Source organism: Terribacillus aidingensis (assembly GCF_040703035.1).
GTDB lineage: Bacteria > Bacillota > Bacilli > Bacillales > Amphibacillaceae > Terribacillus.
Map to the genome: position 1 here is coordinate 429,466 of NZ_CP159996.1, position 23,617 is coordinate 453,082.

A 23,617-nucleotide genomic window follows, 5' to 3' on the forward strand; every position below is an offset into this window, starting at 1 on the left:
TTCCCCCCTGCTTTTATACATATAGGGTACAATACTCGGTAGAGAATTCAGTTGGAAGGTGGGTTGTACGATCATGATTAAGGGTATCGGATTAGATATTACAGAATTGGCACGTATCGAAAAAGCGATTGTGCAAAGCGAGAGGATCCTGACTAGGATTCTGACAAAATCAGAACAAACACATTATCATTCACTATCTTCAGATAAACGGAAAGTGGAATTTGCTGCTGGACGTTTTGCTGCAAAGGAAGCCTACGCAAAAGCAAGAGGCACCGGTTTAGGCAAATTGGGTCTTCATGATATTGAAATAATGCCGAATGGAGCAGGAGCGCCAGTCCTCAAAGCCAGCGACCAGGCAGAGGGGGAGCAGGTTTTCCTGTCGATTACCCATTCGGATGCATATGCTGCTGCGCAAGTGATCATTACGCAGGATAAATAGACTTGTTTGCATATTATGTGGGCCTGTCTCATAAATTGTAGTGCGGGTAGGAGGGAACAGCGTGTATATTGTCACCGCAAAGGAAATGTACGAAGTGGATCGTTATGCAATGGAGGAAATAGGGATCAGCGGCAGCATCTTAATGGAATCTGCTGGCCGTGCCATTGCGGAAAGGATGAAACCGCTGATCGGAACCACGGACAGAATATTAGTCCTATGTGGCTCCGGCAATAATGGCGGCGATGGATATGTAGTAGCCAGGACGCTGCTGAATGAAGGGTATGATGTGGCTGCTGTCCAAGTAGGGCGCAACCTGACAGCCGATGCAGCGATGCATCAGCAGGTTTACGACCGGCTTGGCGGTGAAGTGATGGATGTGGAAGCAGATGCTTTCCAGCCCGCATTGGCTAAAGCGGATATCATTGTGGATGCGATGCTGGGCTTGGGTGTTCGCGGCAAACTGCGAAGCCCCTATACGGAAACCGTACAGGCTGTCAATGACAGTGATGCACGTGTTTATGCCATTGATTTGCCTTCCGGTGTACCGGCGGATGATGCCTCGGAATTTGAAGAAGCGATCGAAGCCGATTATACCTTCATCATCGAAGCGCCGAAACCTAGCGCCTTCATCCAGAAAACAGCACCTTACTACGGAAAATGGGATACAGTATCCATCGGCCTGCCGGCTGCCTATCTAGGCAGACAAGCCGGTGCCAGAACATGGACTGAAAAGGACGTGAAGCGGTCATTTCCGATCCGGCAGCCTTTTTCTCATAAAGGGACAAATGGCAAAGGATTCCTCATCGGGGGAGGAATTGAAATGCCAGGATCAGTTACGATGTCCAGCATGGCTTCTCTTAGGGCAGGAGCAGGTCTTCTGACTGTCGGAACCTTGCGCCAGGTCATTCCATCTGTATTATCCCACTTGGCAGAAGCGACATTCACTTCTTTGAATGAGGAGAATGGCGTGATAGTCGATACGGAAGACTTGGATGTAAGTCCTTATGATGCAATTGTCGTCGGCATGGGAATGGGACGGAGCGAAGCAACAGCTGCCTTGACGAAACGGGTGCTTGAAGAAGCGGAAGTTCCTGTCCTTTTAGATGCTGATGGTCTTTATCATATCAAATCCGACCTGGAGATCCTTCGGAATAGACAAGCTCCGACAGTTTTGACGCCGCATCCTGGAGAAATGGCCATGCTACTGGATATGAAAGTGCCGGAACTGCTGGAACGACCATTCGAGCTGGCTCGGAAATTTGCGATAATGCACCAGGTACATCTCGTGCTGAAAGGGGCATACACCATCATCACCGCCCCAGATGGCAGTCAGGTTGTCAATACGACTGGCAACCCTGGTCTAAGTAAGGGTGGAAGCGGAGATGTACTTTCCGGTATCCTCCTTACAATGCTCATGCAGCACGAGGATCCGATGGAGGCAGTTGCAAACGGAGTTTACATCCACGGAAAAGCAGCCGATGTATTGGTCGAAGATTCGCATTCCCAGCAGGACTTATTGGCAACTGATCTTATGAAGGGGCTGGCCAAGGTTTTTCGTACCATTTCCGATTGACGGGGGCATGTTCTCTTTGTTCGCTTTATAGCTGACAAAGGAGTGTGACCATGAAAAAATTTGCTGGTTTGATTGTCTTTGCTGCCTTTTTATTCTTATTAGCCGGCTGCAGTGAAGCCTCTCAGGAAGATGTAGTAAAGAAGCTGGAAGAGACATCAGCTGAGCTGCAAGGCTACAAGGCCGAAGCCACTATGAAGCTGAACACAGGAGAAGAACAGCAAGCCTATGGTATTGACGTGTGGTATCAGAAAGATGACCATTACCGGGTCTTGTTGAAAAATGATACAGATGAGCAGGGCAGTCAGGTGATTCTGCGCAATAAAGATGGCGTATTCGTTCTCACACCTGCTTTGAAGAAAAGCTTCAAATTCCAGAGTGAGTGGCCTTATAACAGCAGTCAGCCGTATTTGTTCCAATCGCTCGTGCAGGATGTTCTGAAAGACAATACTGCAACCTTCGAATCTACAGAAGAGTATTATGTGTTCCAGACGAAAACGACATATCAGAACAATACAACGCTGCCTTACCAGGAAATCTATTTCAACAAAAAAACATATACACCTGAGCTGGTAAAAGTATTGGATAAAGATAAAAAGCCAATGGTCGAAGTAGCCTTCTCCGCATTCAAACTTGATCCGAAGTTCGGTGAAAAGGACTTTGAACTAGAGAACAATATGACTGGATCTCTATCCGGGGTACCAGCTTCTGCAGTACCGAGTGAACAGCAAGGATTGACTGTGTTATATCCGACAGAGACAGCGGGGGCTGCACTTGCTGAGGAGAAGGAAGTCAATGCTGACGGGAAGGAACGGGTAATCCTGACATATGAAGGCGAGAAGAGTTTTACATTGATTCAGGAACAAGCGGATGTATCCGAGACTGCTGCAGCCGCAGCGATACCGGCTAGCGGCGAACCAATCAGCCTCGGTTTCACCGTAGGAGCCATTACCTCCTCCAGTCTGACATGGACAAACAACGGCGTCGATTATATGCTTGCCAGTGAGGAATTGACTCGGGAAGAAATCCAGGAAGTAGCGGCATCCATCAATGGGCAGGCTATGAAATAATGAACAGAAGCAGACGAACCCAGTCTGCTTTTTTGTTTTCCTGCTATAATAGACGGAGGTAAAAATTCTAGGAGATGAATACAAAATGAAGGTCGACCATTTTTATCGGGATTCTTGGGTGGAAATAAATCTCGATCATGTTGAATATAATATAAAGCAACTGGCAGCACATATCGGAGAAGACAAAGGGATTTATGCGGTTGTCAAAGCGAATGCATATGGACATGGATATGCCCAAGTCGCGAAGGCTGCGCTGAACGCAGGGGCATCAGCACTGGCGGTCGCTTTTCTGGATGAGGCGATTCATTTGCGAAAAGCCGGCATACAGGCAGCGATCCTTGTGCTCGGAGCAACTCGTGCTGAGGATGCGGCAATTGCCGCAGAGCATGATATTTCGCTTACCTTTTACCGTAAGGATTGGCTGGAGGCAGTGCGTGCCCAACAATTCCGCAAGCCTCTTCAGCTGCATATGAAGCTGGATACGGGAATGGGGAGATTAGGCTTCCGGACAGCGGAAGAAATTCACTCTGTATTGCCAATGCTTGATGCGCCGTCTTTAATCCTGGAAGGTGTCTATACACATTTTGCAACAGCTGATGAGTCTGATTTGGCATATTTTGAAGGACAGCGAAGCAAATTTGACGAGTTATTCAAGTCTCTGCGGGAGGAATGGCACCACCCAGTCATCGTCCACACAGACAATAGTGCAGCCAGCATGCGTTTTGCTGCGGATGAGTCGGATTTTGTCCGTTTCGGCATCGGCATGTATGGACTTTATCCGTCAAAGACCGTCAAAGAAGAGCATCCGATAGCACTCCGTCAAGCGTTTTCCCTGCACAGTAAACTAGTGCATGTCAAACAGCTTGAGGCGCATGAAGCGGTGAGTTATGGCGCAACCTATGAAACAGATAAACCGGAATGGATCGGGACACTGCCTATCGGATATGCAGATGGATGGATCCGCAAAATGCAAGGGTTCGAGGTACTTGTAGATGGCAAGAGAATGCCGATTGTAGGCAGGGTCTGCATGGATCAATGCATGGTGAAGCTCGATAAAGCCTATCCAACCGGTACGGAAGTTGTTCTCATCGGTTCGCAGCTGGATGCTTTTATCAGCATGGATGAAGTGGCAGACTGGGTAGACACTATCAATTATGAGATTCCTTGCCTTATTGGCGCTCGAATGCCGCGCGTCTATAAACGCTCTGGTCAGATTGTCGAAATCGCCAATGCACTTTCTCCTGGCGAAAGCTTATAATTTTCGGCAGAAAGTCAGCCTTTCTCCCAAGCTTTTTGTTTGAAAAAGGCTTTTTTTATCAAAAAGTTCCGGAGGGTCCTTTGCAAACACATGGCTCGGATGGTATGATGAAAGTGGATTTTTACAGAAACGACCCGAGCGAATTGGTGGAGGTGTATGGTTGTGTCCGAAGGCTTACAAGAAATCGTTGTAAAGCTGCCTAAGAAACTCCTGAATGAGGTGGATGGTTTGATGCAGAACAATAACAATAGTCTCGATCATTTCTTCTATCAAGCGGCTAAGTCATACGTGCAGGAAAGAAAGAATATTCGTGAGACCATGCAAAAAGGGTACATGGAAATGGCACGTATCAATCTAAATATCGCTTCAGAAGCTTTTCAAGCTGAAGAGGAGGCAGAAGTAACGTTAGAGCGCCTTGTAAGCGGGGTGTAGGCCTTTGATCGTTAAAAGAGGCGAAGTCTATTTCGCCGACCTGTCCCCGGTAGTGGGATCAGAACAGGGGGGCGTGCGCCCGGTATTGGTCCTGCAGAATGATATCGGAAACCGATTCAGTCCGACCGTCATCATAGCAGCGATAACGGCACAAATCCAAAAAGCCAAGCTGCCGACCCACGTGGAGATCGATGCCAAGAAGTATGGATTTGAACGGGATTCCGTCATTCTTCTGGAACAGATCCGAACAATCGACAAGCAGCGGCTGACTGATAAAATCACACAGCTGGACCCTCCAATGATGGAGAATATAAATCGAGCACTTGAAATAAGTCTAGGGCTTACAGAGTTCTAGGTATGGAATAGTCCTTGCGTATATAAACGTGAGGGCTTTTTATTTTGATTTCAGTCCTATTGGAATTTGGTATATACTAAGAAGAAGTCGCCTTATTGGCAAGGCGGGCGTATTGGTGTTAGATTAAGAGTAGATAATAGTGACCTTGAACATATGACTGCAGCAAATCAGCCTTGACAAGGTGAACGTTACAATACGGGGGTTTCATGATGGCAAAAAATCTGAAGGAGATTCTGGTTGGAAATAGTAATGATCTGGTTAATATGTGGCTTGAGGAAGTCGCAGAGAAGCAGAAGGAAGTAGCAAATTCCGCTATTTCACAGGATCTTTTCGAAAACACCAATCGGGAATTCGTCAATATCATTTTCGGCAGTGTCGAAAAGGAGAGTTTGACTTCTGATCTGGACAGTTTTACAGAACGCGTAATTAACTTAGGTTGGCCGCTCAGCTATCTAACAGATGGTCTGCAGCTTTTTAAGCGTGTCGCAATTGAGTTTCTCATTGAACATGAAGAATTGGATGTACCTGTACCAAAAGTTCTGCGTCATGTGGACGAGCTTGTCAATCCAGTGATCAACCAGCTTGTGAATGAGTATTCCGGCAGCTGGGAAAATACAGTTTCACTCCAGCGTGTCGCATTGCAAGAGCTTTCTGCACCGTTGATTCCGGTTATGGACAATATTACGGTCATGCCTCTTATCGGTACCATTGATACCGAGCGTGCTAAATTCATAATGGAGAACTTACTCGATGGAGTAATCAAACACCATGCCGAGGTTGTGCTGATCGATATCACCGGGGTGCCAGTTGTGGACACGATGGTTGCGCATCACATCATCCAGGCGGCAGAAGCAGTGAGACTGATCGGTTCTACTTGTATCCTTGTTGGCATTAGACCCGAGATAGCTCAGACGATAGTGAATCTTGGGATAGATCTTAGTAAGTTCCCGACGAAAAGCTCTCTGCGTAAAGGATTTACAACGGCTCTTGAAATGACGAATCAAATGATCGTACAAACAAACAGCGAAGAACAGACTATAGAAGAGCTGATCGATTCGCTTGATAGGAGTGAACAATCGTGAGAATTCCAATATTGAAGCTGCATAATTACTTGCTGATCAGCATCCAGATTGATCTTGATGATCAGACTGCCATTCAGTTCCAGGAAGACCTGCTCAACAAAATTCATCAAAGCGGAGCAACAGGGGTAGTTATCGACCTGACGTCTGTTGACATTATCGATTCCTTCATCGCCAAGGTACTAGGTGATGTGGTGACGATGTCAGACTTGATGGGCGCAAAAGTCGTGCTGACCGGCATTCAGCCAGCCGTAGCAGTAACACTAATTGATTTGGGCATTCATTTGAATGAGGTAACTACGGCATTAGATCTAGAACAAGGATTGATTAAATTGCGCCAGGAACTGGAGGAGTGAAAATGGACTTCAGAACCTGTGTAAATATACAGAAAGAATGGGACATTGTCGGTGCCAGACAATTCGGCCGCGACTTTTCGAAGAAGCTTGGCTTCGGGATTGTTGACCAGGCCCGTATAGCAACTGCTATATCAGAGCTTGCACGCAATATCTACCTGTATGCAGGAAGCGGTAAGATCTGTTTCGATGAGGTGGAGAACGTCGGTTCGCGCGGAATTTGCATTGTTGCCATTGATACAGGTCCCGGTATAAAAGATATCAGTCAGGTAATGGAAGATGGTTTCTCCACATCTGGAGGTCTTGGCGCAGGTCTTCCTGGTGTAAAACGCTTGATGGATGAATTCGATATTACTTCAAAGACAGGCGAAGGAACGGAAATCCGCGTCGTTAAATGGGTTCGTTAGAGGAGGATGATGCCAGGTGGATGCGCTTAAGCTAGATCTGTCACACTATCGTGAACTGCTCAAACAATACATCAATACACAAGACGAGTCTGCCTTATACGAGGCAGAGCAGATAAGTAAACGCTCCATCCAGCATAATATCTCGCTGGAGGAGATCATCAACACGCATATCAATGCGCTGGAAGATATTTATCCTGATCTTCCGGAGAACATTCAGCACTCGATGAGCTTTCTGTTGGAAGTAATGATTTCTTACGGTCTGGCATTGCAGGAATTCCAGGATCTTCGTGAAACACAGCTGGAGATAAAATCGGAAATTTCCGTAGCGGCCAGAATGCAAAATACATTGCTGTCAACAGTGAAGCCGGATGTAGAAGGTTTCGATATCGGAGTCGTAAGTGTACCTGCGAATCAAATGAATGGAGATTATCACCACTTCATCCATCATGAAGATGGTACTGTAGGTATAACGGTGGCTGATGTGATCGGCAAAGGTATCCCGGCAGCATTATGCATGTCGATGATCAAATACGCAATGGAAAGCTTTCCGTCTGAGCATAAAAACCCGAGTGAAATATTGGAAAGCCTTAATCGGGTAGTGGAACGGAATGTCGATCCAAGTATGTTCATTACAATGTTTTATGCGCTTTTCAATCCGGCAGCCAGCACAATATCCTATTCATCAGCGGGACATGAGCCAGGCTTCTATTATCATGCTGCTGACGATACCTTTGAAGAGATTCGGGCAAAAGGAGTCGTTCTTGGCGTGACAGATATGGCCCAGTACCGCCAGTATGAAAGGGAAATCCATGCAGGTGATATGGTTATCCTGCTTACCGATGGTGTGACAGAATGCCGTCAAGGAGATCGCTTCATTGAGAGTGAGGAAGTGCTTGAGGTTATCAAGAGCTTTTCCCATCTTTCAGCGCAGGAGTTGGTGGAAAACGTGTATAAGCATTTTGAAAGACTCCAGGATTTTCACCTGCGAGATGATTTTACACTGATAATTATCAAAAAAGATGTTTAAAAAAAGGACAAACGGGTATTACATAGGAATGGTAACTAGCCCTTAGGAGGTACATGATGAACTTAACTGTTGACGTACAAGAAAAAGAAGGAAAATCAGTAGTCTTATTAGCTGGTGAAATAGATGCGTATACAGCTCCTAAACTGAAAGAGACACTTTTATCCCTTACTGAAAAAGAGGGCAGTAAAGTGGAGGTTAATCTGGAGCATGTTAATTATATGGACAGTACCGGATTAGGCGTATTCGTTAGCGGATTGAAATCGACAAAAGAGAACAACAGTGAATTGAAGCTCGTACAGCTGCAGGACCGTGTATACCGTTTGTTCGAGATTACAGGTTTGATCGATGTGATCGATGTTGACAAAACAGTACAAGGTGGCTATTAATTATGGAATCTTTCGATTTTATCGAGATTAAAGTACCGGCTAAACCAGAATACGTTGGTGTAATTCGACTGACTAGCTCAGGTGTTGCAAACCGGATGGGCTTTTCCTACGAGGATATCGAGGATTTGAAGGTTGCAATTTCCGAGGCGGTAACAAACACTGTGAACCATGCATATGAGAAAGATGAAGATGGCGAAGTTACAATTGGTTTTGGTGTTTATGAAAATCGGCTCGAAGTCATGGTCGCGGATCATGGCGGCAGTTTCAACTTGGATCAAGTGAAACGGAATATTGGACCATATGAAGCTGCAGAACCCATTGAACAGCTGAGGGAGGGCGGTTTCGGTTTATTCCTGATTGACGCGTTGATGGACAAAGTGGAAATCAATAGTGATTCCGGAGTGATCGTCCTCATGACGAAATACCTTCATGAAAATGGGGTGGGACTAGATGACGACCAAATCTCAACCACACAATAACCGTGAGGATGAGGTTTATAAATGGATAGATCATCTGCAAAAGTATCCCACAGATGAAGAAATCCAAGAAAAAATCGTACTCACATACAAAGATCTTGTCACATCCATAGCGAGGAAATACTCTAAGAACAGTTCCATCCATGAAGATTTGGTTCAAGTTGGAATGCTCGGCTTGCTTGCAGCGATCCGTCGGTATAATCCGGAGTTCGGCAAGTCTTTCGAATCATTTGCTATTCCGACCATCATCGGAGAAATCAAACGTTTTATTCGCGATAAGACATGGAGTGTCCATGTGCCGCGGCGGATCAAAGAACTGGGTCCGAAAATTCGTAAAGCAATCGACGAGCTGACTACTGATAATCAGAAGTCCCCGACTGTGGCGGAAATCGCTGCTTTTCTGGAAGTGTCCGAGGAGGACATTTTAGAGACAATGGAAATGGGCAAAAGCTACAAGGCATTGTCTGTTGACAGAAAGATTGAAGCTGATTCAGATGGCAGTACTGTAGCGATCCTTGATTTGGTAGGTTCGACGGATAATGGCTACGAAGATATTGACCGCAGAATGCTGCTGGAAAAGGTGCTGCCGATTCTTAGTGAGCGGGAGCAGGAAATTCTTCGCTGCACTTATTTTGAGAATATGAGTCAAAAAGACACAGGAGAAAGACTCGGTATTTCTCAGATGCATGTATCGCGTCTGCAGCGCAGAGCTCTGCGCAAATTACGGGAAGCCTTACAAGCTGAAGGTGCTGACAGCTTTGAGTGATACTTATCTCCATATGGATGTGTCGGCGTTTCAGGAGCCTAAAAAGGGCAACTATTATTGCGGAGATAGTTATTTCTATCACGAATCGGAACATGAATTCATCTGTGTCCTGGCGGATGGTCTTGGAAGCGGAGAATTTGCAAAAGAGTCATCACAGGTTGTAGTAGATGTGATTCAAGACCATGTACACAGCGGAATCGATGAATTGATCAGGAGATCAAACGAAGTGCTGGTAGGGAAACGCGGAGTTGTCCTCGGTATCCTAAAGGTGGATTATCGGGCAGGTACGTATTCCTTCACTAGCATTGGGAATATCGGTATCATGACGATTACGAGCGGCAAAAGGGAACGCTGTATACCAAGCCAGGGTTTTCTTGCAGGGTATCCACGGAAATATAAAATTTCCCGAGGGATTCTACAGGATGATATGATATTCGTCATGTTCTCTGATGGGGTGTCTGATAACGAGCTTACACAAGACCTTTTCAAAGAAAAGGACGTACGCAAGATACGGGATATGTTCGCTCTTTCCAAACAAAAGCCGCATAAAGATGATATTACTATGATAGCTATGAAATACACGGAATAGGATCGGTGCCTGACTCAGGTGCTGATCCTTTTTTTATCTGTCTGGCAATTCTGCTACAATGGACATAGAAGCAGTCAGGAGGAACAAAATTGGAAGCAACCATTCAAGCCAGACTCATCCAATGGGTCGAAAAAGAAACATCAATTAAGCAATCATCAATTAAGCAGGTCATCAATTTGCTGGAAGAGGGCAATACAGTACCGTTTATTGCGCGTTATAGGAAAGAGCAGACTGGCGCTCTTGATGAAGTTGAAATAAAAGCGATTCAAGATAAATGGGAGTATGCACAGCAGCTCCATCAGCGGAAGACAGAAGTAATCCGTTTGATTGAAGAACAAGGCAAACTGACAGAAGAACTAAAGCGTGATATTCTTGCAGCCATGCAGCTGCAGCGTATCGAAGATTTGTATCGTCCCTATAAGCAAAAGCGGCGCACAAAAGCTACAATCGCTAAAGAAAAAGGTTTGGAGCCTCTAGCAAAGGGGTTGTATGAACAAACAATCCAGCACCTTGAAAAAGAAGCCAAAGCATATATCAACCCTGAGAAAGAACTGCAGACAGTTGAAGAAGTGCTGCAGGGTGCAAGTGACATAGTAGCCGAATGGATCAGTGAGCAAGCAGCTTTCCGGGACTATATCCGAGAAAAGACAGAGAAGCAAGGTGTGCTGTTAACGAAAGTGAAAAAGGTAGAAGACGATGAAAAAGGCGTATACGAAATGTACTATGGGTACCAGGAGCCAATTCGTCAGATGGCGTCCCATCGGACATTGGCTGTCAACCGCGGTGAGAAAGAAGGCATACTGCGGGTAACTGTTGAGCCTCCTGCAGATGTCATTCTAGGTTATCTTAAACGGAAAGTTATCAAGCAAAGAACTGCTGCTGATGTGGCATCTGTCTTGCAAACAATTATAGAGGACAGCTATAAGCGTCTCATCCAGCCATCAGTTGAACGGGAAATTCGCTCCATGCTGTCAGAGAAAGCGGAAGAGCAAGCAATTAAAATTTTCTCGGAGAACTTGAAAAACCTTCTTCTTCAACCGCCATTGAAGGGTCGGGTTGTATTAGGAGTGGATCCGGCTTTTCGCACAGGCTGTAAGCTGGCAGTAATAGATGAGACAGGAAAATTGCTCGAAAAAAATGTCATCTATCCTACTGCACCGCGTCATGATATCAAAGGAGCTGGTAAAGTCGTTGAGGCATTATTGAATAAGTATGATGTAGAACTGATTGCAATTGGTAACGGAACTGCATCACGGGAAACAGAACAATTCATTGCAGATGTAATAAAACAGACGGAAAGCAACGTCGCTTATATAATCGTAAATGAGGCGGGTGCAAGTGTGTATTCTGCATCAGAATTAGCGAGAAAAGAATTTCCGGAACTGCAAGTAGAAGAACGAAGTGCTATTTCCATCGGTCGCAGAGTTCAGGATCCATTAGCAGAACTAGTCAAAATCGATCCAAAATCGATTGGTGTGGGACAGTACCAGCATGATGTGGGACAAAAAAGATTGAATGATTCCCTAGGTTTTGTTGTGGAGACTGCGGTAAACCAAGTGGGTGTCAATGTGAACACAGCCTCTGAATCCTTGCTGCAGTATGTATCTGGATTTAGTAAGACGGTGGCAGCAAATGTCGTGAAGCAGCGGAATGAAATTGGTAAGTTTTCCTCGCGTAAGCAGCTTAAGTCTATTCCTAGGCTCGGCAGCAAGACATATGAACAGAGTATCGGATTTCTGCGTGTCCTGGACGGCGAGGAGCCGCTTGATAGAACGCCTATCCATCCAGAGAGTTATGCTGCCACAAAGCAGCTTCTGAAGCGGCTTGGTGCGGATGTAGTGGATATAGGGACTGATAAACTGCGTGAGAAGCTTGCAGATCTTGATATAGCCGAGATTGCTGCAGAATTGGGCATCGGTGATCTTACACTCCGGGATATCGTACAAGCCCTTAATCAACCGGGAAGAGATCCGCGTGATGATTTTGATCAACCATTATTGAAGCAGGATGTATTGGCAATGGAAGATCTTAAAGAAGGGATGGAACTGCAAGGAACTGTCCGAAATGTCGTTGATTTTGGTGTGTTCGTCGACATAGGGGTTAAGCAAGATGGACTTGTCCATATATCCAAAATGTCTAATAAGTTTGTGAAGCATCCGATGGATATTGCATCGGTAGGAGATGTAGTCACTGTTTGGGTAGATAGAGTAGATATTGACAAACAGCGAATTGCACTTACAATGGTGAAGTAACAATAACAGCGAAAAAGCCCCTCTCCCCTCGTGGGACAGGGGCTTTAGCCGCCGTTGGACTGCTGTTTCCGTTTATAAAAGAACCAGCATTGATTCAAAACCTTCAATTGGTTTACGTTTTTAGTGAGGAAAGCTTGTGATAGTTGATTTTTCAACCAATTAGGCATTCTTTTACCTCCTGCAGCCTATGGATGTCGGAAAAAATGAATGTCTGCAGTATCATATGCGTAACAGAAACTGGAGGTGCCTGCGTTAATGAGAGAAATAACAATGCATAATCTGCAGCAAATCGTCGAAGAGATTTCCGTCGCATGGTTCAATCGACCATTTGTCGATAAAGCAAGGTATAACAATAGGCTGCAAACGACTGGAGGCAGGTACCTGCCGGGTAAACGGATAATCGAGATTAATCCGAAGTATTTGCAGGAGCTTGGCCAGGAAGAGACAATTGGAATTATCAAACACGAACTATGTCATTACCATCTTCATATAGAAGGGAAGGGGTACGGTCATAGGGATCCAGAATTCCGCGAGCTCCTTCGGCAAACGAAGTCACCACGCTTTTGTAATATGCTTCCGTCTGTTAAGGAAAAGAAGCTTTTATATTATAGATGTACGAAATGCAAGCATGTGTATAAGCGAAGAAAGACAGTGAATACGCGTAAATATGGTTGCGGTAAATGCGGAGGGAAGCTGAAAAAGCTAGAGAATACTGAGTTACTGGAGAAATAAAACAAGAAAGAACAAAAACTTTCAAGAAAAGTGTTGACGTGTTCCGTAATCCATGATAAATTTATTAAGCCGTCGACGAACGGTGCAAGAAAAAATCACGAAAGTGGTTGACACATAGCGAAAGATGTTGTAAGATACATAAGGTCGCTAACAAGTGATTAAAACTATTCCACAGTAGCTCAGTGGTAGAGCTATCGGCTGTTAACCGATCGGTCGCAGGTTCGAATCCTGCCTGTGGAGCCAATGGAGAAGTACTCAAGTGGCTGAAGAGGCGCCCCTGCTAAGGGTGTAGGTCGTGTAAGCGGCGCGAGGGTTCAAATCCCTCCTTCTCCGCCATCTCAAATGGCCCGTTGGTCAAGCGGTTAAGACACCGCCCTTTCACGGCGGTAACACGGGTTCGAATCCCGTACGGGTCATCGTTTTTCATAACGAGTCTTTAAAGGCTCGGTCCGGTAGTTCAGTTGGTTAGAATGCCTGCCTGTCACGCAGGAGGTCGCGGGTTCGAGTCCCGTCCGGACCGCCATTTATTGGGCTATAGCCAAGCGGTAAGGCAACGGGTTTTGGTCCCGTGATCGTTGGTTCGAATCCAGCTAGCCCAGCTTACTTTTTTGTTATGAGCCATTAGCTCAGTTGGTAGAGCATCTGACTTTTAATCAGAGGGTCGAAGGTTCGAGTCCTTCATGGCTCATCTGTTTAAAGTGTGGGTGATCATATAGATCTGCCGATGCTGTGAAACACAGACAGCATTTTTCTTTTGACTTTAAGCGGTCGTGGCGGAATGGCAGACGCGCTAGGTTGAGGGCCTAGTGGGTGAATAACCCGTGGAGGTTCAAGTCCTCTCGGCCGCACCAAAAAAAGTGTTGACAAGTTATGAGATAAATGATACAATATAAAAGTTGTTCTTAATAAGCGCCCGTAGCTCAATTGGATAGAGCGTTTGACTACGGATCAAAAGGTTAGGGGTTCGACTCCTCTCGGGCGCGCCATTATTTCTCCGGGAAGTAGCTCAGCTTGGTAGAGCACTTGGTTTGGGACCAAGGGGTCGCAGGTTCAAATCCTGTCTTCCCGACCAGTAGTTCCATCCAACCGAATGAAACATTTAAATATGCGGGTGTAGTTTAGTGGTAAAACCTCAGCCTTCCAAGCTGATGTCGAGGGTTCGATTCCCTTCACCCGCTCCACTATTTTTTAAAAAACGATATGGGCCTATAGCTCAGCTGGTTAGAGCGCACGCCTGATAAGCGTGAGGTCGGTGGTTCGAGTCCACTTAGGCCCACCATATTGATCTTTGAAAACTGAACAAAACAACCAATTACGAACTAAACGACATGATCGAAAGATCAACGTCAGCTCTAACGAGCAATGCATCAAAACTTTCATGGAGAGTTTGATCTTGGCTCAGGACGAACGCTGGCGGCGTGCCTAATACATGCAAGTCGAGCGCAGGAAACCAGTTGACCCCTTCGGGGTGATTCTGGCGGAATGAGCGGCGGACGGGTGAGTAACACGTGGGCAACCTGCCTGTAAGACTGGGATAACTTCGGGAAACCGGAGCTAATACCGGATAGTATTTCCTTTCTCCTGATTGGAAATGGAAAGACGGTTTCGGCTGTCACTTACAGATGGGCCCGCGGTGCATTAGCTAGTTGGCGGGGTAATGGCCCACCAAGGCGACGATGCATAGCCGACCTGAGAGGGTGATCGGCCACACTGGGACTGAGACACGGCCCAGACTCCTACGGGAGGCAGCAGTAGGGAATCTTCCGCAATGGACGAAAGTCTGACGGAGCAACGCCGCGTGAGCGATGAAGGCCTTCGGGTCGTAAAGCTCTGTTGTTAGGGAAGAACAAGTACGAGAGTAACTGCTCGTACCTTGACGGTACCTAACCAGAAAGCCCCGGCTAACTACGTGCCAGCAGCCGCGGTAATACGTAGGGGGCAAGCGTTGTCCGGAATTATTGGGCGTAAAGGGCTCGTAGGCGGTTTCTTAAGTCTGATGTGAAAGCCCACAGCTCAACTGTGGAGGGTCATTGGAAACTGGGGAACTTGAGTGCAGAAGAGGAGAGTGGAATTCCACGTGTAGCGGTGAAATGCGTAGATATGTGGAGGAACACCAGTGGCGAAGGCGACTCTCTGGTCTGTAACTGACGCTGAGGAGCGAAAGCGTGGGGAGCAAACAGGATTAGATACCCTGGTAGTCCACGCCGTAAACGATGAGTGCTAGGTGTTAGGGGGTTTCCGCCCCTTAGTGCTGAAGTTAACGCATTAAGCACTCCGCCTGGGGAGTACGGCCGCAAGGCTGAAACTCAAAAGAATTGACGGGGGCCCGCACAAGCGGTGGAGCATGTGGTTTAATTCGAAGCAACGCGAAGAACCTTACCAGGTCTTGACATCCGCTGACAACTCTGGAGACAGAGCGTTCCCTTCGGGGACAGCGTGACAGGTGGTGCATGGTTGTCGTCAGCTCGTGTCGTGAGATGTTGGGTTAAGTCCCGCAACGAGCGCAACCCTTGATTCTAGTTGCCAGCATTCAGTTGGGCACTCTAGAGTGACTGCCGGTGACAAACCGGAGGAAGGTGGGGATGACGTCAAATCATCATGCCCCTTATGACCTGGGCTACACACGTGCTACAATGGATGGTACAAAGGGCAGCAAAGCCGCGAGGCTAAGCGAATCCCATAAAACCATTCTCAGTTCGGATTGCAGGCTGCAACTCGCCTGCATGAAGCCGGAATCGCTAGTAATCGCGGATCAGCATGCCGCGGTGAATACGTTCCCGGGCCTTGTACACACCGCCCGTCACACCACGAGAGTTGGTAACACCCGAAGTCGGTGAGGTAACCTTTTGGAGCCAGCCGCCGAAGGTGGGATCAATGATTGGGGTGAAGTCGTAACAAGGTAGCCGTATCGGAAGGTGCGGCTGGATCACCTCCTTTCTAAGGATAATTGGAACTACTACTTCGTAGTAGACATCGTAATTGGTTGTTTGTTCAGTTTTGAGAGATCAATCTCTCTTGTGAACCTTGAAAACTAGATAAGAAACAACATGCCAGAACATCAAACTTTAAAGCCGACAATTTATTGTCGCGATTTATAGATTTATCATGCGTTATTAGTTAAGTGAAGAAGGGCGCACGGTGGATGCCTTGGCACTAGGAGCCGATGAAGGACGGGACTAACACCGATATGCTTCGGGGAGCTGTAAGTAAGCTTTGATCCGAAGATTTCCGAATGGGGGAACCCGCTATCCGTTATTGGATAGTACGTATCACTGAATACATAGGTGATACGAGGCAGACCCGGGGAACTGAAACATCTCATTACCCGGAGGAAGAGAAAGCAAATGCGATTTCCTGAGTAGCGGCGAGCGAAACGGAATTAGCCCAAACCAGAAGGCTTGCCTTCTGGGGTTGTAGGACACTCCTTTGGAGTTACAAAGAAACCATATAGACGAAGCGGCTTGGAATGGCCCGCCATAGAAGGTAAGAGCCCTGTACTTGAAATGTGGTTTCCTCCGGAGTGTATCCTGAGTACGGCGGAACACGTGAAATTCCGTCGGAATCCGGGAGGACCATCTCCCAAGGCTAAATACTCCCTAGTGACCGATAGTGAACCAGTACCGTGAGGGAAAGGTGAAAAGCACCCCGGAAGGGGAGTGAAATAGATCCTGAAACCGTGTGCCTACAAGTAGTCGAAGCCCGTTAATGGGTGACGGCGTACCTTTTGTAGAATGGACCGGCGAGTTACGATCCCCTGCAAGGTTAAGTTGTATAGACGGAGCCGCAGCGAAAGCGAGTCTGAATAGGGCGATATAGTAGGTGGTCGTAGACCCGAAACCGTGTGATCTACCCATGTCCAGGGTGAAGGTCAGGTAACACTGACTGGAGGCCCGAACCCACGCACGTTGAAAAGTGCGGGGATGAGGTGTGGGTAGGGGTGAAATGCCAATCGAACACGGAGATAGCTGGTTCTCTCCGAAATAGCTTTAGGGCTAGCCTCAAAGGATGATGGTTGGAGGTAGAGCACTGATTGGACTAGGGGCCCTCATCGGGTTACCGAATTCAGTCAAACTCCGAATGCCAATCAATCTACTTTGGGAGTCAGACTATGGGTGATAAGGTTCATGGTCGAAAGGGAAACAGCCCAGACCGCCAGCTAAGGTCCCAAAGTGTGTGTTAAGTGGAAAAGGATGTGGCGTTGCTTAGACAACCAGGATGTTGGCTTAGAAGCAGCCATCATTGAAAGAGTGCGTAATAGCTCACTGGTCGAGTGACGCTGCGCCGAAAATATACCGGGGCTAAACACACCACCGAAGCTGCGGATTGACATCTACGATGTCAGTGGTAGGAGAGCGTTCTAAGGGCAGTGAAGGTCGATCGTGAGGACGGCTGGAGCGCTTAGAAGTGAGAATGCCGGTATGAGTAGCGAAAAAAGAGTGAGAATCTCTTTCATCGAAAGCCCAAGGTTTCCTGAGGAAGGCTCGTCCGCTCAGGGTTAGTCGGGGCCTAAGCCGAGGCCGAAAGGCGTAGGCGATGGACAACAGGTTGATATTCCTGTACCACCTAAATCCGCTTGAACGATGGGGGGACGCAGGAGGATAGGGAAAGCGCGCTGCTGGTTATGCGCGTCCAAGCCGTGAGGAAGTTGAGCAGGCAAATCCACTCAACACTATTCCAGGCGGTTATGGGGAGGGAAATTTAGTACCGAAGTTCCTGATTTCACACTGCCAAGAAAAGCCTCTAGTGAGGAAATAGGTGCCCGTACCGCAAACCGACACAGGTAGGCACGGTGAGTAACCGAAGATGATCGGGAGAACTCTCGTTAAGGAACTCGGCAAAATGACCCCGTAACTTCGGGAGAAGGGGTGCTTCTTTTAAGGAGAAGCCGCAGTGAAAAGGCCCAAGCGACTGTTTAGCAAAAACACAGGTCTCTGCAAAGCCGTAAGGCGAAGTATAGGGGCTGACACCTGCCCGGTGCTGGAAGGTTAAGGGGAATGGTTAGGGACTTCGTCCCGAAGCTGTGAACCGAAGCCCCAGTAAACGGCGGCCGTAACTATAACGGTCCTAAGGTAGCGAAATTCCTTGTCGGGTAAGTTCCGACCCGCACGAAAGGTGCAACGACTTGGGCACTGTCTCAACGAGAGACCCGGTGAAATTATACTATGCGTGAAGATGCGCATTACCCGCGACAGGACGGAAAGACCCCGTGGAGCTTTACTGTAGCCTGATATGGAATGTTGGTACAGCTTGTACAGGATAGGTGGGAGCCTTAGAAGCCGGAGCGCCAGCTTCGGTGGAGGCATCCGTGGGATACCACCCTGGCTGTATTGACATTCTAACCCAGAACCGTTATCCGGTTCGGAGACAGTGTCAGGTGGGCAGTTTGACTGGGGCGGTCGCCTCCCAAAGAGTAACGGAGGCGCCCAAAGGTTCCCTCAGAATGGTTGGAAATCATTCGTAGCGTGCAAAGGCAGAAGGGAGCTTGACTGCGAGACCTACAAGTCGAGCAGGGACGAAAGTCGGGCTTAGTGATCCGGCGGTGCCGTATGGAAGGGCCGTCGCTCAACGGATAAAAGCTACCCCGGGGATAACAGGCTTATCTCCCCCAAGAGTCCACATCGACGGGGAGGTTTGGCACCTCGATGTCGGCTCATCGCATCCTGGGGCTGTAGTCGGTCCCAAGGGTTGGGCTGTTCGCCCATTAAAGCGGTACGCGAGCTGGGTTCAGAACGTCGTGAGACAGTTCGGTCCCTATCCGTCGTGGGCGTTAGAAGTTTGAGAGGAGCTGTCCTTAGTACGAGAGGACCGGGATGGACGCACCGCTGGTGCACCAGTTGTTCCGCCAGGAGCATAGCTGGGTAGCTACGTGCGGAAGGGATAAGTGCTGAAAGCATCTAAGCATGAAGCCCCCCTCAAGATGAGACTTCTCATCATTTTAAATGAGTAAGATCCCTCAGAGACGATGAGGTAGATAGGTTCGAGGTGGAAGCGTGGTGACACGTGCAGCTGACGAATACTAATCGATCGAGGACTTAACTAAAACGAAAAGCGAAGGGAACCGCATAGAAACGCAAGAATAAGTGAAAGGCCAGAAAGGGTGGTTTTACCCTTGCAGGGCTATCGCTTAGACTGGAGTTTCTGGTTCCCGGAGCTGGATCTGACGAGTAAGTCAACGCCAAAGTCCAAGCACTCCGGTGCTTGGCCGCATGAAATGTCTGGCAAGACATGTTTCTTATCTAGTTTTGAAGGTTCACTTCAAAGACTTGCTTTTCCTGATTAGACATTGTATAATATATCTTGTCTTTGGAAAAGATAAGTAAGGTCTGGTGGTAATAGCGAAGAGGTCACACCTGTTCCCATGCCGAACACAGTAGTTAAGCTCTTCAGCGCCGATGGTAGTTGGGTTCGCCCTGCGAGAGTAGGACGCTGCCAGGCCGAGTATTTCCTTTATATTATCGCGGGGTGGAGCAGGGGTAGCTCGTCGGGCTCATAACCCGAAGGTCGCAGGTTCAAATCCTGCCCCCGCAACCAATTTTTAAAAATGGTTGTACGAAATTTTATTGCACTAATACATAGTAGCAGTATTGGTCCGGTAGTTCAGTTGGTTAGAATGCCTGCCTGTCACGCAGGAGGTCGCGGGTTCGAGTCCCGTCCGGACCGCCATACATAAAACGTTCAAAAGCTTTAGGATTACTCCTAAAGCTTTTTTTATATGTTTATTTCCCATCCGATCAATGTAATGCTTTCTGCTGCACCTGCAGCCTGGGCATTTGCAAGCATAGTTCGCATAAAATGCGGCATGCTCTCGCTCTTATTAAAAGCGCTCTGAAGTCGGGAGGCACTTTTATATGGAGATACAGGAAAGCACTGTAATCCGATTGTGGAGAGCAGGATATGGTTGCTTCCGCTTGAAAGAGGAACACTTCCCATATTAAAGATGGGTACTACTTGATCAAACGTATTATCAGCACCAATTTTACCTGCACTGTTTTGCTGATTCAGCTGGACAGAATTGTAGTGATTTGGGGATGGTACTAGATGATAAAGCGAATTTTCCCCAATGGATAACCAATACAGATAACCTGCTTTACGTACGGCGATTAAGCAAGAAGCATTACCGTTCACCTTAGCTGCTGTAGAACGGAATCGTACGCTGTTGAACATACTCATCAGAAAGCTGTCTATCTTTTTTATAGCGCTTGAAACATCTTCATCAAGCGTCTCTGTAATCTTCCTTTGTCTGAGTATGAGGGAGTCCGCAATGAAGGCTGCACTTTCTACTGTATGCTGTGCCCTCATGACAACTGCAAGCTCCCAATCGGATCCTGTAAGGATAAGACAAGCATTCTCGTTCTTATAAGCACCATGGGCGATGCTTCCGCCGAAGCGTCCGATCCAGACATGCTGGTATCCGCTCAGATCGACTTGGTCCAGATAGGATTTCATCTCACCATTCCAGCTGTAGTTGTACATTTGCTCTAATGCTTCCATATGCATACTCCTTTATTGGCTGATAGTATAAGTATTCTCCATAAATCGAAGAAAGCCTTTTTGTTTCTGTGCTTTTGCTTTTAGGCTATATTTTGCTATGATGAATAGATGAACAAAGAATGAAAGTGAGTCAGGTGACGGTTATGACCCAAATTATAAAGAAGATGCATACAATAGAAGATACCAATTCGTTTGGCCGAAAGCTTGCCGAACTGCTTCAGCCTGGAGATATGATCACGATGGAAGGAGACCTTGGTGCAGGAAAGACGACACTGACTAAAGCAATTGGTGCAGGTCTAGGAGTGAAACGGACGATAAACAGTCCTACTTTCACTATCATCAAGGAATATGAAGGACGTCTGCCGCTATATCATATGGATGTTTACCGGTTAGAGGACAGCGATGAAGATATCGGTTTCGAGGAATATTTTTCAGGGGAGGGTGTTTCCATTGTGGAATGGGCACAATTCATTGAAGATTACTTGCCTAAAGAACGACTGGAGCTTACGCTCAAGCATGATGGAGAAGCAAGAACAGTCTTGCTGCAGCCGATTGGTGAACGTTATGAAAAGCTTTGTAAGGAGTTAACGGAATGAATATATTAGCTATGGATACTTCCAATCAGCTGCTTGGAGTAGCGATTGTGAAAGATGGAGTGACACTAGGCGAACATGTCATGCATGGACACCGTGATCACTCAGTTCGATTGCTTCCGGCAATCGAGCAATTGATGAAGGAAACAAAAACGACTCCTGCTGATCTAGATCGAATTGTCGTTGGACAGGGACCTGGCTCATACACAGGTGTCCGAATCAGTATGTCAACTGCAAAAACAATGGCATGGGCACTTGGCATCGACGTTATCGGTGTTTCAAGTCTGGAAGGTCTTGCACATCAAGGAGAGCTATTCTCAGGGTATATCTGTCCTTTCTTCGATGCACGCAGAGGTCAAGTATATACGGCCCTGTACACCAGTAATAGTGATTCATTTGAACAAGTAGAAGAAACCGTCAATCCGCTATTCTCAAATTGGCTGGAACAGCTGCGGGAAAAAGGGGAAAGGATATTGTTTCTAAGCCCTGATATCGACATGTATCGCAGTATGATCATGGAAGTACTGGGTGATCAAGCCGTAATCCCGGAAGCAGCTGTACATTATGCTCGTCCCTCTGTACTTGCTCAAATAGGAGCGGCAAGGAAAACAGATGATGTACACCAAATCGTACCGAATTATGTTCGTGTGACAGAGGCGGAATCAAATTGGCTAAAGCAGCAGGAGCAGCAGAAGTGAGCGCACAGGTTTCCGTACGCCCGATGCGATTAGCCGATGTGCCAGCTGTTTATACAATCGAGACAGCATCTTTTGCAACTCCATGGACCATCGATATCTTTGAACGTGAGATAACGGAGAATACGTTTGCTAATTATTTTGTCATTGAAAGTGATGGTGTGATTGCTGGATATTGCGGGATGTGGCTCGTCATCGATGAAGCACAGATCACGAACATTGCTATCCTGCCGAATTTTCGAGGACAGAAACTGGGTGAGAAGCTATTTGCTCATGTGATGGAACAGGCAATACTTGCAGGGGCTTATCGTTTATCTCTTGAGGTACGTGTATCTAATATACCAGCACAGCATTTATATCGGAAATTTGGTTTAGTACCAGGCGGTATCCGAAAAAACTATTATACAGACAATCAGGAAGACGCGATTGTAATGTGGGTGAATTTATGAAAACATCAGAACTTATCTTAGCTATAGAAACAAGCTGTGATGAAACAGCCGCAGCAGTCATCGAAGGAGGCAGGATCATCAGATCCAATGTTGTTGCTTCCCAAATCGAGAGCCATAAGCGTTTTGGCGGTGTTGTTCCGGAAATTGCGTCCAGGCACCATGTGGAACAGATTACGCTCGTCATTGAAGAGGCTATCGAGCAAGCTGGAATCCAGAAAGAAGAATTGGATGCCATTGCTGTGACTCAGGGACCTGGTCTTATCGGTGCATTGCTTGTCGGGGTGAATGCCGCCAAAGCGCTGGCATTCTCCATCGGCAAACCGCTGATTGGCGTCCACCACATAGCAGGACATATCTATGCCAACCGTTTGGAGCAGGAGTTCGAGTTCCCGCTGCTGGCATTGGTCGTTTCTGGCGGTCATACAGAGCTTGTTCTTATGAAAGAACATGGCAGCTTTGAAGTAATCGGGGAGACCCGTGACGATGCAGCTGGTGAGGCTTATGACAAGGTAGCCAGGACATTGCAGCTGCCTTATCCAGGAGGCCCACGCATTGATAAGCTGGCAGCAGAAGGCGAGCAATCGATCGATTTCCCTCGTGCTTGGCTCGAGCCGGAGAGCTATGATTTCAGCTTTTCAGGTTTGAAGTCTGCGGTCATCAACACATTGCATAATGCTAAGCAAAAAGGACAAACGTTGGAGCCAGCAGATGTCGCCGCAAGCTTCCAAGCCAGCGTAGTGGATGTGCTTGTAGGGAAGACAATCCGAGCGGCCGAAGCATTTGGTGCTAAGCAAGTCATTGTTGCAGGTGGTGTTGCTGCTAATAGAGGGCTGCGCACTTCATTGGAAGAAGTGTTTGCGGACAAGCAAGCTGAACTGCTTATCCCGCCGCTTGCTTTATGCACGGATAACGCAGCCATGATTGGGGCAGCTGCATCCATTCTTTATCAGCAAGAGAAATTCGCTGATCTATCAATGAATGCCAAGGCATCCATGCCGTTATAATAAAAAGCATCGTTTTCATGAAGAAAACGATGCTTTTTTTATTCACATTACATATTCTGAATTGTGTATAACTTATTAAAACCCACTATTAGTACCAGGTAAAGAAGTGGATAAATCAGTGGAAAACCTCTGTGGATTCTGTGGATATTGTGTATAACCTTGTGTATATCCCATTAAATCAACAATGAAAACGC

22 protein-coding genes, 13 tRNA genes and 3 rRNA genes are annotated in these 23,617 nt (G+C 47.0%); 36 read left to right on the forward strand and 2 right to left on the reverse strand.

Features of this window, described 5'->3' with window-relative positions:
* Positions 1-73: 73 nt before the first annotated feature.
* The 15 genes from acpS to ABXS78_RS02425 all read left to right on the forward strand — a co-directional run bounded on the left by acpS (position 74) and on the right by ABXS78_RS02425 (position 12,459).
* Complete coding sequence (gene acpS, locus ABXS78_RS02355) at positions 74-439, forward strand: holo-ACP synthase (RefSeq protein ID WP_366248764.1); 366 nt, start codon at positions 74-76, stop codon at positions 437-439.
* A 61-nt stretch (positions 440-500) separates the two neighbouring features.
* Complete coding sequence (locus ABXS78_RS02360) at positions 501-2,012, forward strand: NAD(P)H-hydrate dehydratase (RefSeq protein ID WP_366248765.1); 1,512 nt, start codon at positions 501-503, stop codon at positions 2,010-2,012.
* Positions 2,013-2,062: 50 nt separating this feature from the next.
* Positions 2,063-3,079 (forward strand): outer membrane lipoprotein carrier protein LolA, encoded by a 1,017-nt coding sequence (locus tag ABXS78_RS02365; RefSeq protein WP_366248766.1) that lies wholly within the window; start codon positions 2,063-2,065, stop codon positions 3,077-3,079.
* An 85-nt stretch (positions 3,080-3,164) separates the two neighbouring features.
* Positions 3,165-4,337 (forward strand): alanine racemase, encoded by a 1,173-nt coding sequence (gene alr / locus ABXS78_RS02370; RefSeq protein ID WP_366248767.1) that lies wholly within the window; start codon positions 3,165-3,167, stop codon positions 4,335-4,337.
* Between the two features lie 156 nt (positions 4,338-4,493).
* A complete protein-coding gene (locus ABXS78_RS02375) occupies positions 4,494-4,769 on the forward strand; it encodes a hypothetical protein (protein ID WP_038558136.1) in 276 nt (91 codons plus the stop codon).
* 4 nt (positions 4,770-4,773) lie between these two features.
* Entirely contained in the window at positions 4,774-5,124 is a 351-nt protein-coding gene (locus ABXS78_RS02380) for a type II toxin-antitoxin system PemK/MazF family toxin (RefSeq protein WP_038558138.1), read from the forward strand.
* Positions 5,125-5,333: 209 nt separating this feature from the next.
* Positions 5,334-6,206, forward strand: coding sequence for an RsbT co-antagonist protein RsbRA (locus ABXS78_RS02385; protein ID WP_366249855.1), 873 nt, complete (start codon positions 5,334-5,336; stop codon positions 6,204-6,206).
* Entirely contained in the window at positions 6,203-6,559 is a 357-nt protein-coding gene (locus ABXS78_RS02390) for an STAS domain-containing protein (protein ID WP_038558142.1), read from the forward strand. The genes ABXS78_RS02385 and ABXS78_RS02390 overlap by 4 nt, the downstream gene beginning before the upstream one ends.
* Before the next feature lie 2 nt (positions 6,560-6,561).
* On the forward strand, positions 6,562-6,963 hold the full coding sequence (locus tag ABXS78_RS02395) for an anti-sigma regulatory factor (protein ID WP_038558144.1): 402 nt from the start codon (positions 6,562-6,564) through the stop codon (positions 6,961-6,963).
* A 16-nt stretch (positions 6,964-6,979) separates the two neighbouring features.
* A complete protein-coding gene (locus tag ABXS78_RS02400) occupies positions 6,980-7,990 on the forward strand; it encodes a PP2C family protein-serine/threonine phosphatase (RefSeq protein ID WP_095224068.1) in 1,011 nt (336 codons plus the stop codon).
* A gap of 56 nt (positions 7,991-8,046) precedes the next feature.
* On the forward strand, positions 8,047-8,376 hold the full coding sequence (locus tag ABXS78_RS02405; RefSeq protein ID WP_095224069.1) for an STAS domain-containing protein: 330 nt from the start codon (positions 8,047-8,049) through the stop codon (positions 8,374-8,376).
* A gap of 2 nt (positions 8,377-8,378) precedes the next feature.
* Positions 8,379-8,855: an anti-sigma B factor RsbW gene (gene rsbW / locus ABXS78_RS02410; RefSeq protein WP_038558151.1), complete on the forward strand. Its 477-nt coding sequence runs from the start codon at positions 8,379-8,381 to the stop codon at positions 8,853-8,855.
* On the forward strand, positions 8,827-9,618 hold the full coding sequence (gene sigB, locus ABXS78_RS02415; protein WP_095224070.1) for an RNA polymerase sigma factor SigB: 792 nt from the start codon (positions 8,827-8,829) through the stop codon (positions 9,616-9,618). The genes rsbW and sigB overlap by 29 nt, the downstream gene beginning before the upstream one ends.
* The gene (locus ABXS78_RS02420) at positions 9,611-10,207 is read left to right on the forward strand and encodes a SpoIIE family protein phosphatase (RefSeq protein ID WP_286160787.1); all 597 of its coding nucleotides are present in this window, start codon (positions 9,611-9,613) and stop codon (positions 10,205-10,207) included. The genes sigB and ABXS78_RS02420 overlap by 8 nt, the downstream gene beginning before the upstream one ends.
* 89 nt (positions 10,208-10,296) lie before the next feature.
* Positions 10,297-12,459 carry a Tex family protein gene (locus ABXS78_RS02425; protein WP_366248768.1) on the forward strand — a complete coding sequence of 721 codons (2,163 nt, stop codon included), beginning with the start codon at positions 10,297-10,299 and terminating at the stop codon, positions 12,457-12,459.
* Between the two features lie 44 nt (positions 12,460-12,503).
* Here ABXS78_RS02425 and cmpA read toward each other — a convergent pair whose 3' ends face one another.
* Positions 12,504-12,626 carry a cortex morphogenetic protein CmpA gene (gene cmpA / locus ABXS78_RS02430; protein ID WP_095224073.1) on the reverse strand — a complete coding sequence of 41 codons (123 nt, stop codon included), beginning with the start codon at positions 12,624-12,626 and terminating at the stop codon, positions 12,504-12,506.
* An 88-nt stretch (positions 12,627-12,714) separates the two neighbouring features.
* Here cmpA and ABXS78_RS02435 point away from each other — a divergent pair, with 88 nt between their 5' ends.
* From ABXS78_RS02435 to ABXS78_RS02515, 17 genes are all read left to right on the forward strand, one after another.
* The gene (locus tag ABXS78_RS02435; RefSeq protein ID WP_366248769.1) at positions 12,715-13,191 is read left to right on the forward strand and encodes a SprT family protein; all 477 of its coding nucleotides are present in this window, start codon (positions 12,715-12,717) and stop codon (positions 13,189-13,191) included.
* Positions 13,192-13,359: 168 nt separating this feature from the next.
* Positions 13,360-13,434: transfer RNA gene (locus tag ABXS78_RS02440), tRNA-Asn, on the forward strand.
* Positions 13,435-13,436: 2 nt separating this feature from the next.
* Positions 13,437-13,527: transfer RNA gene (locus tag ABXS78_RS02445), tRNA-Ser, on the forward strand.
* Positions 13,528-13,535: 8 nt separating this feature from the next.
* Positions 13,536-13,607 (forward strand) — tRNA-Glu (locus ABXS78_RS02450).
* A gap of 30 nt (positions 13,608-13,637) precedes the next feature.
* Positions 13,638-13,714 (forward strand) — tRNA-Asp (locus ABXS78_RS02455).
* Between the two features lie 5 nt (positions 13,715-13,719).
* A tRNA-Gln gene (locus ABXS78_RS02460) sits at positions 13,720-13,790 on the forward strand.
* A gap of 16 nt (positions 13,791-13,806) precedes the next feature.
* Positions 13,807-13,879: transfer RNA gene (locus tag ABXS78_RS02465), tRNA-Lys, on the forward strand.
* Positions 13,880-13,955: 76 nt separating this feature from the next.
* Positions 13,956-14,042 (forward strand) — tRNA-Leu (locus tag ABXS78_RS02470).
* A 58-nt stretch (positions 14,043-14,100) separates the two neighbouring features.
* Positions 14,101-14,177: transfer RNA gene (locus ABXS78_RS02475), tRNA-Arg, on the forward strand.
* A gap of 9 nt (positions 14,178-14,186) precedes the next feature.
* Positions 14,187-14,263, forward strand: a tRNA-Pro gene (locus tag ABXS78_RS02480).
* 35 nt (positions 14,264-14,298) lie between these two features.
* Positions 14,299-14,372 (forward strand) — tRNA-Gly (locus tag ABXS78_RS02485).
* A gap of 21 nt (positions 14,373-14,393) precedes the next feature.
* Positions 14,394-14,470: transfer RNA gene (locus ABXS78_RS02490), tRNA-Ile, on the forward strand.
* Between the two features lie 96 nt (positions 14,471-14,566).
* A 16S ribosomal RNA gene (locus ABXS78_RS02495) occupies positions 14,567-16,128 on the forward strand.
* 178 nt (positions 16,129-16,306) lie between these two features.
* Positions 16,307-19,231 (forward strand): 23S ribosomal RNA (locus ABXS78_RS02500).
* Positions 19,232-19,513: 282 nt separating this feature from the next.
* Positions 19,514-19,626, forward strand: a 5S ribosomal RNA gene (rrf, locus tag ABXS78_RS02505).
* The 16S, 23S and 5S rRNA genes sit together here with 13 tRNA genes alongside, the layout of an rRNA operon.
* 21 nt (positions 19,627-19,647) lie before the next feature.
* Positions 19,648-19,722, forward strand: a tRNA-Met gene (locus ABXS78_RS02510).
* A 55-nt stretch (positions 19,723-19,777) separates the two neighbouring features.
* Positions 19,778-19,854 (forward strand) — tRNA-Asp (locus ABXS78_RS02515).
* Between the two features lie 45 nt (positions 19,855-19,899).
* On the opposite strand, the gene ABXS78_RS02520 is transcribed toward ABXS78_RS02515, so the two are convergent.
* A complete protein-coding gene (locus tag ABXS78_RS02520) occupies positions 19,900-20,682 on the reverse strand; it encodes a hypothetical protein (RefSeq protein WP_366248770.1) in 783 nt (260 codons plus the stop codon).
* Between the two features lie 143 nt (positions 20,683-20,825).
* Here ABXS78_RS02520 and tsaE point away from each other — a divergent pair, with 143 nt between their 5' ends.
* The 4 genes from tsaE to tsaD are packed head-to-tail and all read left to right on the forward strand — an operon-like array spanning position 20,826 to position 23,423.
* Complete coding sequence (tsaE, locus tag ABXS78_RS02525; protein ID WP_366248771.1) at positions 20,826-21,278, forward strand: tRNA (adenosine(37)-N6)-threonylcarbamoyltransferase complex ATPase subunit type 1 TsaE; 453 nt, start codon at positions 20,826-20,828, stop codon at positions 21,276-21,278.
* The gene (gene tsaB, locus ABXS78_RS02530) at positions 21,275-21,973 is read left to right on the forward strand and encodes a tRNA (adenosine(37)-N6)-threonylcarbamoyltransferase complex dimerization subunit type 1 TsaB (RefSeq protein ID WP_366248772.1); all 699 of its coding nucleotides are present in this window, start codon (positions 21,275-21,277) and stop codon (positions 21,971-21,973) included. Before tsaE ends, tsaB begins: the two co-directional genes overlap by 4 nt.
* Positions 21,970-22,419, forward strand: coding sequence for a ribosomal protein S18-alanine N-acetyltransferase (gene rimI / locus ABXS78_RS02535; protein ID WP_366249856.1), 450 nt, complete (start codon positions 21,970-21,972; stop codon positions 22,417-22,419). Before tsaB ends, rimI begins: the two co-directional genes overlap by 4 nt.
* Positions 22,416-23,423 carry a tRNA (adenosine(37)-N6)-threonylcarbamoyltransferase complex transferase subunit TsaD gene (tsaD, locus tag ABXS78_RS02540; protein ID WP_366248773.1) on the forward strand — a complete coding sequence of 336 codons (1,008 nt, stop codon included), beginning with the start codon at positions 22,416-22,418 and terminating at the stop codon, positions 23,421-23,423. Before rimI ends, tsaD begins: the two co-directional genes overlap by 4 nt.
* Positions 23,424-23,617 lie beyond the last annotated feature (194 nt).

Excerpts from the sequence above, each read along its gene's own strand:
- ABXS78_RS02520 (WP_366248770.1), bottom strand. The coding sequence starts at position 20,682 with ATGGAAGCATTAGAGCAAATGTACAACTACAGCTGGAATGGTGAGATG.
- cmpA (WP_095224073.1), bottom strand. The coding sequence starts at position 12,626 with ATGCCTAATTGGTTGAAAAATCAACTATCACAAGCTTTCCTCACTAAA.
- ABXS78_RS02405 (WP_095224069.1), top strand. The coding sequence starts at position 8,047 with ATGAACTTAACTGTTGACGTACAAGAAAAAGAAGGAAAATCAGTAGTC.
- alr (WP_366248767.1), top strand. The coding sequence starts at position 3,165 with ATGAAGGTCGACCATTTTTATCGGGATTCTTGGGTGGAAATAAATCTC.
- ABXS78_RS02385 (WP_366249855.1), top strand. The coding sequence starts at position 5,334 with ATGGCAAAAAATCTGAAGGAGATTCTGGTTGGAAATAGTAATGATCTG.
- acpS (WP_366248764.1), top strand. The coding sequence starts at position 74 with ATGATTAAGGGTATCGGATTAGATATTACAGAATTGGCACGTATCGAA.
- ABXS78_RS02365 (WP_366248766.1), top strand. The coding sequence starts at position 2,063 with ATGAAAAAATTTGCTGGTTTGATTGTCTTTGCTGCCTTTTTATTCTTA.
- tsaB (WP_366248772.1), top strand. The coding sequence starts at position 21,275 with ATGAATATATTAGCTATGGATACTTCCAATCAGCTGCTTGGAGTAGCG.
- ABXS78_RS02375 (WP_038558136.1), top strand. The coding sequence starts at position 4,494 with ATGGTTGTGTCCGAAGGCTTACAAGAAATCGTTGTAAAGCTGCCTAAG.
- tsaD (WP_366248773.1), top strand. The coding sequence starts at position 22,416 with ATGAAAACATCAGAACTTATCTTAGCTATAGAAACAAGCTGTGATGAA.
- ABXS78_RS02435 (WP_366248769.1), top strand. The coding sequence starts at position 12,715 with ATGAGAGAAATAACAATGCATAATCTGCAGCAAATCGTCGAAGAGATT.
- tsaE (WP_366248771.1), top strand. The coding sequence starts at position 20,826 with ATGACCCAAATTATAAAGAAGATGCATACAATAGAAGATACCAATTCG.
- ABXS78_RS02395 (WP_038558144.1), top strand. The coding sequence starts at position 6,562 with ATGGACTTCAGAACCTGTGTAAATATACAGAAAGAATGGGACATTGTC.
- sigB (WP_095224070.1), top strand. The coding sequence starts at position 8,827 with ATGACGACCAAATCTCAACCACACAATAACCGTGAGGATGAGGTTTAT.
- rsbW (WP_038558151.1), top strand. The coding sequence starts at position 8,379 with ATGGAATCTTTCGATTTTATCGAGATTAAAGTACCGGCTAAACCAGAA.